13 protein-coding genes and 1 riboswitch are annotated in these 12,787 nt (G+C 49.0%); of the genes, 1 reads left to right on the top strand and 12 read right to left on the bottom strand.

Annotated elements, in window-relative coordinates:
- Window positions 1-28: 28 nt before the first annotated feature.
- The 12 genes from ACJJI3_RS04305 to ACJJI3_RS04250 all read right to left on the bottom strand — a co-directional run bounded on the left by ACJJI3_RS04305 (window position 29) and on the right by ACJJI3_RS04250 (window position 11,703).
- The gene (locus ACJJI3_RS04305) at window positions 29-922 is read right to left on the bottom strand and encodes a cobalamin-binding protein (protein ID WP_444941605.1); all 894 of its coding nucleotides are present in this window, start codon (window positions 920-922) and stop codon (window positions 29-31) included.
- A 30-nt stretch (window positions 923-952) separates the two neighbouring features.
- Window positions 953-1,786 (bottom strand): adenosylcobinamide-GDP ribazoletransferase, encoded by an 834-nt coding sequence (gene cobS / locus ACJJI3_RS04300; protein WP_444941604.1) that lies wholly within the window; start codon window positions 1,784-1,786, stop codon window positions 953-955.
- Complete coding sequence (locus ACJJI3_RS04295; RefSeq protein WP_444941603.1) at window positions 1,770-2,375, bottom strand: histidine phosphatase family protein; 606 nt, start codon at window positions 2,373-2,375, stop codon at window positions 1,770-1,772. Before ACJJI3_RS04295 ends, cobS begins: the two co-directional genes overlap by 17 nt.
- Window positions 2,365-3,411, bottom strand: a complete 1,047-nt coding sequence (gene cobT / locus ACJJI3_RS04290) for a nicotinate-nucleotide--dimethylbenzimidazole phosphoribosyltransferase (protein ID WP_444941602.1) — start codon at window positions 3,409-3,411, stop codon at window positions 2,365-2,367. Before cobT ends, ACJJI3_RS04295 begins: the two co-directional genes overlap by 11 nt.
- Before the next feature lie 44 nt (window positions 3,412-3,455).
- On the bottom strand, window positions 3,456-4,004 hold the full coding sequence (gene cobU / locus ACJJI3_RS04285; protein ID WP_444928000.1) for a bifunctional adenosylcobinamide kinase/adenosylcobinamide-phosphate guanylyltransferase: 549 nt from the start codon (window positions 4,002-4,004) through the stop codon (window positions 3,456-3,458).
- The gene (locus ACJJI3_RS04280; RefSeq protein WP_444941601.1) at window positions 3,997-4,779 is read right to left on the bottom strand and encodes a heme ABC transporter ATP-binding protein; all 783 of its coding nucleotides are present in this window, start codon (window positions 4,777-4,779) and stop codon (window positions 3,997-3,999) included. The genes cobU and ACJJI3_RS04280 overlap by 8 nt, the downstream gene beginning before the upstream one ends.
- Window positions 4,779-5,801, bottom strand: coding sequence for a FecCD family ABC transporter permease (locus ACJJI3_RS04275; RefSeq protein ID WP_444941600.1), 1,023 nt, complete (start codon window positions 5,799-5,801; stop codon window positions 4,779-4,781). Before ACJJI3_RS04275 ends, ACJJI3_RS04280 begins: the two co-directional genes overlap by 1 nt.
- On the bottom strand, window positions 5,798-7,306 hold the full coding sequence (locus ACJJI3_RS04270; RefSeq protein ID WP_444941599.1) for a cobyric acid synthase: 1,509 nt from the start codon (window positions 7,304-7,306) through the stop codon (window positions 5,798-5,800). Before ACJJI3_RS04270 ends, ACJJI3_RS04275 begins: the two co-directional genes overlap by 4 nt.
- Before the next feature lie 12 nt (window positions 7,307-7,318).
- The gene (gene cobO, locus ACJJI3_RS04265) at window positions 7,319-7,933 is read right to left on the bottom strand and encodes a cob(I)yrinic acid a,c-diamide adenosyltransferase (protein ID WP_413662193.1); all 615 of its coding nucleotides are present in this window, start codon (window positions 7,931-7,933) and stop codon (window positions 7,319-7,321) included.
- Window positions 7,934-7,969: 36 nt separating this feature from the next.
- Complete coding sequence (locus ACJJI3_RS04260; protein WP_444941598.1) at window positions 7,970-9,826, bottom strand: TonB-dependent receptor plug domain-containing protein; 1,857 nt, start codon at window positions 9,824-9,826, stop codon at window positions 7,970-7,972.
- A 103-nt stretch (window positions 9,827-9,929) separates the two neighbouring features.
- Window positions 9,930-10,077: riboswitch (cobalamin riboswitch) on the bottom strand.
- Window positions 10,078-10,623: 546 nt separating this feature from the next.
- Complete coding sequence (locus tag ACJJI3_RS04255; RefSeq protein ID WP_444941597.1) at window positions 10,624-10,887, bottom strand: hypothetical protein; 264 nt, start codon at window positions 10,885-10,887, stop codon at window positions 10,624-10,626.
- Window positions 10,888-11,076: 189 nt separating this feature from the next.
- Window positions 11,077-11,703 carry a LysE family translocator gene (locus ACJJI3_RS04250; protein WP_444917312.1) on the bottom strand — a complete coding sequence of 209 codons (627 nt, stop codon included), beginning with the start codon at window positions 11,701-11,703 and terminating at the stop codon, window positions 11,077-11,079.
- 565 nt (window positions 11,704-12,268) lie between these two features.
- Here ACJJI3_RS04250 and ACJJI3_RS04245 point away from each other — a divergent pair.
- Window positions 12,269-12,637, top strand: coding sequence for a hypothetical protein (locus ACJJI3_RS04245; RefSeq protein WP_444941596.1), 369 nt, complete (start codon window positions 12,269-12,271; stop codon window positions 12,635-12,637).
- The last annotated feature ends 150 nt before the right edge of the window (window positions 12,638-12,787 follow it).

The raw sequence follows: 12,787 nt of genomic DNA, 5'->3' as shown, positions 1-12,787 counted from the left end.
TGAGTCTTCCTGCTGATAAGCAGAAAAACTAACCGCTTCTTCTCACCCGATTCAAATCATCACAAACCATCTCCATACCATCCAGCACCCGAAAAGTATGTCGCTGGATGATATCCGGTGGTACATGAAACAGGTTTCCCTCTTTAACTGCATTAATTCTTGGGTATGCTTCCCAGGCGTCCAACCAATCTGGCCGCTCTTCTCCCATGCCGCTGGCGATAATTACTCTCGGGTCTCTATCGAGTACAGACTCAATACTAATCTTCGGTGCTATTACCAATGCATCGGCAAATATATTACGGCCGCCACAGGTTTGAATAACATCGCTAATCAGGTGGTCGCCATTAAGTGTTTGCAGAGGCTCATTCCAAACCTGATAAAAAACACTGACTGAATCCAGATCCTTGTGGCTAAGCTGTATTTGATACAGTCGCTCAAGCCACTCTCCGGCAGATTTATCTGCATAGTCACTTGTGCCTGCAAGTTTACCGAAGCTCTTTACATTCGCAGCGATATCTTCAAGAGCATTAGATTCAGATACGAAAACTGTAAAACCGAGATCCTCCAGTTTATTAATCATCTGATCGCCATTTCCCGACCCCCAGGCAACAATCAAGTCGGGATTTAGCAATAGTAAACTTTCATAATTTACCGCTTTATAGTTACCTATCTCCGGTAATTGCTTGGCTTGCTCGGGGTAGTCACTGTAGCTTACCGCAGCAATTAGCTTATCCCCTGCCCCGGCACTGTAAAAGTTCTCCACAATATTTGGCGCTAGCGCAACAATACGCTCTGCAGGTGTCGGCAGCTCAACCCATTGGCCACGGGCATCTTTTACCCGCACGGGATCACGCGCCCAAGCATTACTCACCAATAACAGGTTCAAGGCTAAAACAACACTGACAATACTGCTTCGAGACATCTCTTTAACTCGACTATAACTATGGAGCTTCTAAACAGCCCCGTAATTCACATTGGCAACCACTGCCACCCATAATATCAATATCGACAATTCACTTATCTCGACCAATCCGCCCAAACAATCGCCAGTATAACCACCAATAGTCTTATCCCACAGGCGACGCCAGAATAAGACCAGGGCAATCAAACTACAGACGATGCCTATGGCAATGGGTATTGGCGCCGCTAAACATCCAATAGCAACTACGATTGCAACTACCGGCAATAGGTCCCATCGGCGCTCGGAGCCAGCGGGCGGTACATGGCCTTCAACACGTGCGTATTGTGAAACTCCCATTAAAGCCAGGGCCGCAGCCCTGGCTAACATAGGTGAGAGCACTAACGGCAGATAGGCCCAAGCATCTTTTGTTACCGGGTTTATTAGCTCTAGCAGGGTTGCTATTGCAGCGAACTTTATCAGTAGGAAAACAACAACAGCCGCTACCGCAATAGAGCCGCAGTGGGGATCGTGCATTACCCTCAGAATATGCTGACGTTGTTCTTCAGGATCGGCACACTTATGTCCAGCAAAGTAGGCATCAGTACAGTCAGCAAGGCCGTCGAGGTGTAGTGCACCTGTCAGGACCACCCAGAAACCCAATAGTATTGCGGCTTGCAACTGGGCACCTAAAGGAGCCAGAAGGTAGGCGGCCCCGGATAACAGTACACCAATCACCACTCCAACCAGGGGGTAAAAATATATCGACCGCTTCGCCGTTTCCTTGTCCACCTCCCGCAGCAAGCCCGCCACCGGCAGCCGGGTAAGAAATACCAGCGCATACAGAAATGCTTGGGATAGGTTGTACAACTTACGGGCAATAAACATAAGCTGACTGCTCTGGGTAGGAAACGGTAAAGGTCTTATTGTCCGAGTCGTATCTCAGCGATGCGGCAAACCCATAGTTAACTTGCAGCGAAATCATTTTCACTGGGAGCCAGTTATTCGCATACGCGAGCAACAACTTGATAACGCCACCGTGAGTAACCAGTAGCAGGGACTCTCCCGAATATTGCTGGGCTAGATTATCAATAGCTTGAAGAACTCTGGATCGAAATACGGGAAAGGGCTCACCTCCCGGCGGTGCGTGCTTTTCCGGGTCACGCCCCCAGGCTTCACACAGTGCTCGTTGCTCAGTCCAGATCTTATCGACTGACTGCCCCTCCCAGTCCCCGAAACCAATTTCCCGAATATCAGGAACTTCAGTTATCGGCAGCTCTTTCTCTCGGGCAAGCTGAGCAGCGAAGCGTTGGCAGCGTTTCAAGGGTGAAGTAATAATCCGGTCCCAGAAGTCATCGAGTTCGGCAAGCCCTCGCAACATCTGTTCCCTACCCTCACTGGTTAGGGGCACATCGATCTGCCCGCGAAAAATATTCCCACCTTCGCAGGCACCGTGTCGTAAAAGATCAATCCGCAACTGGCACTCCTGCCTCACTGAAAGTGAACATTTTGTTATGCAGGTTTAGCGCTTGCTTGATAATACTTATGGCCAACACTGCACCTGTGCCTTCGCCAAGGCGCATATTGAAGCTCAGCAATGGCTTCACCCCCAGGCACTCGAGGGCTAGTTTATGGCCAGACTCGTCAGAGAGATGGGCGTAGAGCAACCAGGGTTTCACTGACGGATTAATAGCACCGGCAATAGCTGCCGCGGCAGTCGCCATAAAACCATCAACCAATACAGGGACACCTCGCTGGGCACTGGCGATAAACGCTCCTATTAAGGCTGCAATCTCAAAGCCACCAAAAGTTTGCAGAATAGCAAGTGGTGAGCCCAGCGCTGCCCGATGCTGCTCCAAGGCAGATTCGATCAGTTCCACCTTGCGGGCGAGCACTGCATCGTCGACACCTGTTCCTCGCCCCGTAATGCTGCCAACCTCTAGCTCAAAAAGGGCAGCAAACATGGCAGCGGCGGAAGTGGTATTGCCAATACCCATATCTCCGCCAATAAAACAATCTGCATCGGTACACTGGCGGCGACCGGCATCAAGAGCAAGAGCCAGCTGCGTTTGGGTCATAGCTGGGTTACCTTGGGAGAAATCCGCAGTAGAGGGAGCTATAACTTCATCAATCAGGTCGGGGTGTTCAGCGGGGACCACACAACCCAGATTAATTGCGGCAAAGTCAGCATTCTGCTCGCGGCTCAATACATTAATAGCCGCCCCACCCTCGCAAAATAGTTTCAGCATTACAGAAGTGACTGCCTGAGGAAATCGGGAAGTTCCCTGGGCTGCAATACCGTGATCAGCACCGAATACGCGCACCGACAATTTATTCAGTTGGGGTTGCTCCCTCCCCTGGAATCCGGCGAAATCCACGGCAATGCTCTCGAGCCGGCCGAGCGCGCCTTGCGGCTTAATCAATTGCTTCTGGCGGGCAATCGCGGCATTGCGAGCACTCTGGTCCGGGGTTGGTGCCGGCTTATCGAGCCAACTGAGTTCATCTGTCATCATTATCAGTCTCAGTCTCAGTCTCAGTCTCAGTCTCAGTTGATTCTTTACTTTACAGTGAGCGGCAAACCAGCAATTGCCAAGGTGACGCTATCAGCTCGCTCGGCTAATGCCTGATGAAGCCAACCTGCCGCATCCACAAATTCCCGCGATAACTGCCCAAGGGGCACAATACCCGAACCGACTTCATTACTGACAAAAATCCAAGGTGGGGTATTACCGTTAGCGAGAGTACGCCTCTGATCGATACATTGCAGAAGCGCCTCTTGCTCACACTCCCAAACGCCCTGATGAAGACAGTTGCTCAACCACAAAGTGAGGCAGTCCACCAGTACACAATGGGACTCAGGAGCTGTAACCAGAGCCTCGGCCAGTGCAGTAGGTTCTTCCAGGGTCTGCCAGCGATGATCCCGATCTTCCCGATGTCGAGCAATACGGGTAGACATTTCTTGATCGCCCGCAGTAGCCGTTGCCAGGTAGGTAAGTCCACCATCGCTACTGCTGCTTAGCCACTGCTCCGCGCGCTGTTGCGCGAGCCGGCTTTTTCCGCTGCGTGCGCCTCCTAGTACCAGATGTACACCACTGGTGCTAGACATCGGCAATCACCAGGGATTGACCGGTTACGGGGTGTGGCATCACCGTAACACTGTAGCCGTAAAGCTGCTGCATATTCTCCGCAGTCAATACATCCTCTGGATTTCCGTAGGCCATACTGCGCCCCTGCTTTAAGGCGAGGATTCTGTCGCTATAGCCGCTGGCATGGGCCAGATCATGGACTGTCATTACCACAGCTACGCCACTTCGCGCGAAGTCTCTTACCGCTCTCATCATTCCATATTGGTGTGCAATATCCAGGCTGGCAGCGGGCTCATCTAATAAGAGGAGCCGCTCTCCCCCATCCTCTGCCCGCCAGATCTGGGCCATCACTCGAGCCAATTGCAAGCGCTGCTGCTCGCCGCCGGATAATGTTGGGTACAGGCGCTCAGACAAATGACTAACATCCAGCGCTGCCATGGCTTCCAGGCAGATTTCTCGGTCCCGGTCAGTGCCAGTGGAATGCGGAGTTCGACTGAGGGCGACCAATTCCAGCCCGGTAAAGGCAAATGTCAGTGGGTTATTTTGCGGCAGGACGGCAACTTGCCTGGCTCGATTGCGGGCGGACAACTTTGCAAAAGGACTGCCTTTAAAGTGGGCCTGCCCGGAATCCATCCTGACTTCGCCGCACAGGGCACGCAGCAGAGTCGACTTACCCGCGCCATTGGGGCCAATTACACAAACCAGCTCGCCGACATCTACCTCCAGGCTGATATCTTGCAACAGCGGCCGATTATCGACACTAACCGCAACTCCCTCCACCTGTAGCAGAGCCATTAAATTGCCCCCCTGCTTTTACGCAACAAGGAAACAAAAAAAGGCACCCCAATCAGTGCGGTAATCAGCCCTACCGGGATCTCCACCGGGGCAATAATGGTTCGTGCCAGGGTATCGGAAACTAGTAATAAACTGGCTCCAGCCAGGGCAGAAAGCGGCAACAGTTGCCGGTGATCAGGTCCTACCCACAAACGCACTATATGGGGCACTACCAGCCCCACAAAAGCAATACTGCCGGCTACAGCAACCGAAGTGCCCACTCCAGCCGCAACGAGCACTATCAAACGGGTTTTTACCCGCTCCACATCAATACCGAGGTGCCGCGCCTGGGATTCCCCTAACAAAAGAACATTTAGTGAGGTCCCGAAGCGGGACATACTGGCAAGCAAAGCCCCCAGCACGGCCAAAACTAAAAAAGCGCGAGGATAGCTCGCTGCATCCAGCCCTCCCATAAGCCAAAGGCTCATACGGCGCAGGGTGTCATTATCAGCAAAGTACTCCATTAGCCCGATCAGACTTGCGGAAAAAGCGGTAACGGCAATCCCCATTAGCAACATGGTGGCCACCGAAGTGCCATTAATACTTTTCGCCACTTTGTAGACCAGTGTCACCGCTAAAAGGCCGCTGAAAAAAGCAGCTATGGATACAACGGGCAAACTCCCAAACGCAGCGGCAACCTCCGCTCCTAGCAGGATGGCCAAACAAGCACCGAGAGAAGCCCCTGCGGTAACACCAATCAGGGATGGGTCAGCTAGAGGGTTTCGAAATAAGCCTTGCAACATTGCCCCGCAGATGGCGAGCACAGCACCCACTCCAGCCGCCAACAGCGCCCTTGGCAATCGTATTGCCTGAACAATATCCCCAGCGAGTCCACCATCGCCCTGGCCACTGATCGCGGCAAATAGTTGTGAGGGTGAGAGATACACTGCACCTATAGCAACGGCAGCAGAAAAACTAAGGGCAAGTGCTGTGGGCAGTAACCACCAGGCAATATTTAACGCTCTGATACGGGTAACAGTCACTGGGTATCCTCTTGCAGCGCTGCCGTCTCCCTGGTTCCCTCAAATTGCTCGAGCCAGTTTCCCTGGATATTCTCGGCAATAGTCTCAGCCAGCCTGTCCAATTGTTGCTGCCGATGTTCACCCACATCCAACGGCGTAGAGTCTTTCAACCCACCCCAGGCAAAAAGTGCGCTCAGCGCTTCGGGTGAATCGAACAGCCCATGCACGTAGGTCGCGAATATCTGTCCATCAGCACTTATTGCACCATCAGGCCTGGAATTTCCGTCTTTATCACAGATATATACCGCCGGAGTTTGCAGAGCTACACCTTCTGTTATACCACAGTGGATTTCATAGCCCTGAACAGGAGTAGCTTCTTTTACTTCATTTTCCAAAGCTAAAAAGCCGGTAATATTTTTCAGTGCTTTGACTGGTTGCAATCGAGTTGTGAAATCCAGATAACCCAAGCCCGGTTCGTTGCCCGGGGTATCCTCTACCCCATCCGGGTCCTGTACCTCGCTCCCCAGCATTTGCAAACCACCGCAAATACCCACTAGTTTGCCGCCATAGCGCAGATGCCGATCCAACTGTGCAGGCCAATCGTTTTCTTTTAAGTAAGCCAAGTCTGCCCGCACATTTTTACTGCCGGGAAGAATAATCCAGTCGCACTGTGGGACTGGTTCACGGACACTGACAAATTGCAGATCGATATCCGGATGCAACCTCAGCGCATCAAAATCTGTATGATTGCTTATGCGCCGCAATACCGGCACTATCACTTTCAATCGAGCATCAGCACCGCTCTGTTGGGTGCTAATGGCATCCTCCGCGTCAAGGTAGAGGTCATGGAGATAAGGTAAGACTCCGAGAACTGGCTTGCCGGTATACTCCTCTAACCAGTCGAGCCCCGGCTGAAGTAATTGCAGATCGCCACGAAAGCGGTTGATCACAAAACCAACGACACGCTCTCGCTCTGAGGAAGACAGCAATTCGAGGGTGCCTACCAAGTGGGCGAACACGCCTCCGCGATCGATATCAGCAATCAGTACAACCGGGCAATCAACAGCCTCGGCAAAGCCCATATTGGCAATATCGTTTTCCCGCAGGTTAATTTCTGCCGGGCTGCCAGCCCCTTCAACTAACACCAGCTCATATTGATCATCGAGCCGTGCGAAGGAGTCCAGCACTGCATTTTGCGCGGTGGCTTTGTAGTGGTGGTAATCCAGCGCCTGCATATTCCCCAACACTTTACCCTGGATAATAACCTGAGCCCCGGTATCTGAAGCGGGCTTAAGTAACACCGGGTTCATATCGCTGTGGGGGTCGATCCCACAGGCCTGGGCCTGCAACGCTTGTGCCCGCCCTATCTCACCACCATCCACCGTAACAGCACTATTGAGTGCCATATTTTGCGGTTTAAAAGGTGCGACACTGACTCCGCGCTGGGAAAAGTAACGAGCGAGTCCGGCCACCAAAGTACTCTTGCCGGCATCGGAAGTCGTGCCCTGAACCATCAACACGGACATAGTGAAAACAACCTAGTAATCTACGCCTTTGCGGGCTTTGATGCCCGCTTTAAAAGCGTGCTTAACATCTTTCACTTCAGATACCGTATCCACTAGCTCCTGTAGCGCACTACCACCACCTCGACCAGTTACCACCAAACTCTGTTCCTGTGGCCGCTGGGCTAGAGTCTCCAATACTTTAGACTCATCCAGGTATTTGTATGCGAGCATATAAGTGAGCTCATCCAACACCACTAAATCATAGGTGGTATCGGTGAGCATTTTTTCTGCCTCTGCCCAGGTTCTCTCTGCAGCAGCAATATCGCTGGTGCGATCCTGAGTATTCCAGGTAAAGCCGGTGCCCATTTGATAGAGAGTAACTTCCGGGCAATGGTTTTTAAGGAAAAGCTCTTCCCCAGATTGTTGTGCGCCTTTAATAAATTGCACTACGCCCACTTTCTGCCCGTAACCCAGTGCGCGTATGACCATACCGAAAGCTGAACTCGACTTCCCTTTGCCATTTCCAGTGAGCAGGACAGCAACTCCACGCTGGATATCGGCTGCTGCAATGTTCGCATCAACCTTCTCCTTGTGTTTTTGCATTGCTTGCTTGTGCTTGGCATTTCGTTTTTGCTCGTCTTCCGACATGGCCACCTCGTTCAAGAACCTATAAAAGAAAGTGCTTTAGAAGCTGAATTCCACACCAGCATAACCGGCGAGGCCCGCAGTGTTATAGCCTGTGACTTCCACATAATCTTCGTCGGCAAGGTTTTCACCGCGAACAAATACAGTCGTGGAGTTGTTCAGCTGATAACGGACACTTGCATCCAGCACTTCATAATCATCCAGCGAGGTGCCATCGCTATCTACTACATCCGCACTGGAACGCAAGTTCATAACAAGGCTCAAGTCACTAGTAGGCTTATAAGTGAAGCCGAGATTCGCCAAGTGCTTGGGGCTGCGGGCTCGGGGAGAATCATCAGCTTCTTCAGCGTCGGTGTAGGTGTAGTTGGCAGAGAGCAATAGACTGTCAGTCAATTGCGCTTCGACAACAAACTCCGCGCCTTGGGACACGCTTTCTCCACTGCTTTGCAGGTAACCTGTGTAGTCGACCATATCGAATCCGATTTCATTCTCAATGACCTGTTTAAACAGTACGAACTCAAGGTAGAGAGAGTTTTCACCAAAGTATTCAACACCAAGATCCAGGCCTCGGCTCTCTTCCGGCTTAAGAGAGGGCAACTCTAATGGAGTAAAAGTTAACCAGTCGAATGCGGTAGCGTTGTAGTCAACTTCATATAAGCTCGGGGCACGGAAGCCAGTGCCGTAACTACTTTTTATTTTTACCGTACCGTTGGCAACATCCTCAAATAAATAGGCTGAGCTGGCGCGGAAGCTGTTGTAGCTGCCAAAATCAGAGTTATTGTCATGGCGAAGGCCAAGGGTGATATAAGCCTGATCGGCATAGCTTCCCTGATATTCGGAATAAACTGCCCACTGATCCCGATCCAGGTCTCCTGAAGTATCTTCACGATGCTCTACCCCGTAGACCATTCCATGTTCGCGACTAAACCCGTAGGAACCGGTGAAGTTCAACTTTTCGATATCACCTTCCGCTTCATAAAAGGGCACGCCTTCACTGATATAGGTACGCTGCAAATCAGAACGTGTATAAGCCAACTCCTGCTGACCATCTTCGCCTTTATGAGCTAAGCTGACACGAACACTTTCCTGGCTGAAATCAAAGTTACAATCATCCTGAGAGGGCCAGCCGCAGCGATCATACTCACCTGAAGCATCGGTATCCCGCGCCACAGCCTCAAGTCGCCACTGCTCAGAAATATTCCAACCTACACGGCCATGCAAGGTTTCATTATCGTAACCGTCGTCATCTCTCAATTCCGTGTCATAACTACTGGTATTAAAACCATCGGTTTCTGCCGCCGCTGCAGAAATAAAATAATCCAGTGCTTCATTGGCTCCGCTAGCGCTGGCATTGTAGCGTTCAGTATCGAAGCTACCGCCCTCGGCAGACAGCTCAAAGCGCTGTCCTTGATCTTCACGACGAGTTGAGATATCCAGCACTCCACCGGCATCGGCCCCGTAGAGCATACCTTGTGGACCGCGTAATAATTCCACACGCTGCAAGTTGCTGCTCATAATATGTTCAATATGAGCCCCCGCCTGGGTACCGGTTGGGTCAGAAATGTCGATGCCGTCTATCTGAACCAAGGTTCTGAAACCGGACTCTCCACGTACCCTTAAGGAGGTTGTCTTGCCCATACCCCCTGTATTAGTAACAGACACGGAGGGCACACTGCGCAAGACATCGGCAAGGGACACCAATCCCCGCTCTTTTAGCTGTTCTTCATCCAATACAGTTACTGAAGTAGCTACCTGGCGCAGCGGCTCACCCTGACGGGAGCTCACAACAACCACGGTTTCCAGGTCAGGAATTGAAGATTCGGTAACAGTAGATTCAGCAAAAGACGGCGCGCTCACGGCTGATAAAACAGCCAGGCTCAATATAGATTTTTTCAAGTTTCAACCCCTAAGACAAAAGCACATGGGATCGAGGGAGGAATAGCAATGCGGCACGCCGAAGCGCGAAAGATCGTATTGCAAGATGGTAGCCCTCCGCTCCATCGTGTTTAGAAAAGAGGCCGGTATCGGGCTTACCACTCAGAATACAGGTGGATCACCGTTGCGGGGGCAGCGCCGGATTTCCGGACTTCCCGTTTAACCTTCTCAGCCAATTCAGGGCAGAAGGCACCTCTAATCGTGGTCGCGAAACTAGTGGAAAGGTACCGGAAAGTCAACAGAAGCCAAAAAATGTGAGGGAAGCTTGTTCGTGAGTCGGGTATTCCCTCACTACATAAGTACTAGTTATTCATGAGCAAGATTTCAAAAGCGCTTAGCAAGGTACCTTCACATAAACTGAGATCAACCTTGAGTTGCAGCCATAATAAAGAATTTATCAATAAATCATTCCGCTAACTATTATCAAATACTGCAAGCCAATCTGTGTAATATTTATCCGCATATTGACGAAAGAATGGAAACAACCAAGATGCACTTCTTTCATGAAGATTAAACCCACATCCATCATCAACAAGTACATCTTTGTCAACTATTCCGGAGAGCGCATGATGTAGAGCTGAAGCGCATAGTAGAAATTGCCCTATTGAATCGGCGATAGGCCTAAAATCCCCCCCCCCAGCCCCATGCATGGCACGATATACCTTTGAATTTCGGTTGCTTTCGGCCAAGTCTACAATGATTGGATCTGCACCCTCATCGGCGAATAAAAACCAAGATTTATCCCAACCGGGTATTGGCTAATTATCAACCGGGTTGTAGTTATATCCATTCATCACCCATGACAAGCGCCTGGCACTATAAAGATCAATTGGATTGCCCACGCCATCAAGATATTGGCTGTGGGCAGGCGCATAGTGAACCATATACTCTTGAAACTCTTTCGGAAAAACAAAATCCCTTTCCTTTTGCAACCGAAAACAGATAGAGTTTCCACCTCCCTGAAGTTCAAAATCTGTCTTTGAAAAACTATGGATCAACTCAATATAATCTTTAATATCCATACTACGTAACTCGCGAAACTACTTGCTGTATTTTTTTTTGGGGGGGGTACATATTAAGCAAAGGGTGCGGCTTACCCTACTCATCTAGCTGCTACCTACTTACCACCTTGCTTCTGACAGCATGAGGAATACTGTATATTTTACAGAAGCACCCAAAATAGATTTTTGTATATTCTTACATACATCTTCCTATTTTGATGTGCCAACTAAAATACAACCAGCACCAACAAAAGTGGAACCAAATATCCGACCGAGAAATCGACTTGAAGCCATACTCCTTGACCATTTCTTGGTACCGAAAGCTAATAAGGTATAACAAAATAAACAGCTAAAAGATAATGCCATAAAAGTGAAGACCAGTAAGGAAAACTGAGGTAATAGTGGGTCGGACAATGAAATAAATTGTGGGAAAAGCGCGGTTGTAAATATTATCGCTTTAGGGTTCGTTAAGGCAATTAAGCCCCCTTGAATATACAAACTCAATGCACCTCGCCTAGCATTACAAGTTACCTCAGAAGAATCCACTCTTCCTATTCCATTTTTCCAAAGCTTAACTCCCATATAAATCAGATATCCAGCCCCAACCACCTTTACCACAGTAAACGCCAAAGAAGAGTTAAGGACAAGTACACTCAATCCAATAACTGAAAGCCCGGACATAACAAACAAGCCAGATATATTGCCCAATGCCGTGAACACACCTCCTCTAACGCCATTCGATAGAGTATTGATAGAGACCAGTAGTGCCGCTGGGCCAGGGGTAGCAGTTGCCAAGAGTGCGATTGCGCAAAAGGCCAACCAATTTTCAAACGCCATTTAACTCACCCTAGCAACTATTACTATCTCAAGGAAATGGAAATCACTGACAGGACTAACCTTACCTACCATATGCTATAATAAGCAACCAAGAAAGACCGAATGAGCTAGCTATTATAAACCAGTCTAAATTACCCCATCTCCAAAACTGAAAAGATAAAGAGCACTAACTTTATAGGAAACAATATAGATCACACAATTATCCTTACCCGGCCACTAAAAGCTCTCTTTATATACCCTTCAGATTTTATCAGCCATTTTTCGTCTGGCGGCGCACTATTCTTTATACGGCCGGTATTTACCAATGCAACCATAAGAAATTGGCAGAAAATATCTACAAACCTAACAACCAGCCACAAATTGGAACCTACGTACAACCTGATTAACAAAATATTTACCAGCAGTACTCTACAAGCCCTTAAATATATAAACGCCATCACACAACAAGAAAAACCATCAAAAAAAAATACTTGTATATTGAAAAATTATGCGTATACCATTCAATCGTGGTAAGTAATTTGGAATACCCTCACAAAAATTAAGAAATCATTTATAGGGAACATTTATGAAAAGATTACTGGGCACAGGAATCATAGCAGCCCTCTTTTTTATCAGCTCTCACACAACAGCTGCAACAATGGAGTGCTATGTCGACACCATTAAGTTTGATACATACAGACCAAATGTTTGTTTCGCATTAATATGGGGTGCGAATACAGCAACTGCGGCATTTAGAATAGAAGAAGATACAAGCAAAGTAATTAGTTCCGTAATTTGGTCAGATGATGCTCATAGTTGTGGAACCACTTCTGACAGATATTGTTCTTTTACGATTCGTGCATTTAGGGCATATACCGCTAAGGCAACAATACTTTATCAAGATGGTTCATGGGACACAGCATCTGCTATCGCCTCATTTGAAGATGGAAGCTAAGTGATAATTTAAAATTAACAAAAAAGGGCATACTTGAACTATGCCCTTTTTTATAGTTGTAGAAGAAAGAAAGTACACATTACTAACCAATACTACTTTTCCCCGACATGACCACCTAGCCTTAAAAGCATCCTCAATATAATCTGACTC

The organism is Microbulbifer maximicatervae (SeqCode) (assembly GCF_052466985.1).
The sequence above is the reverse complement of the archived record's forward strand: the minus strand, read 5'-3'. Positions and strand labels throughout refer to the sequence as shown.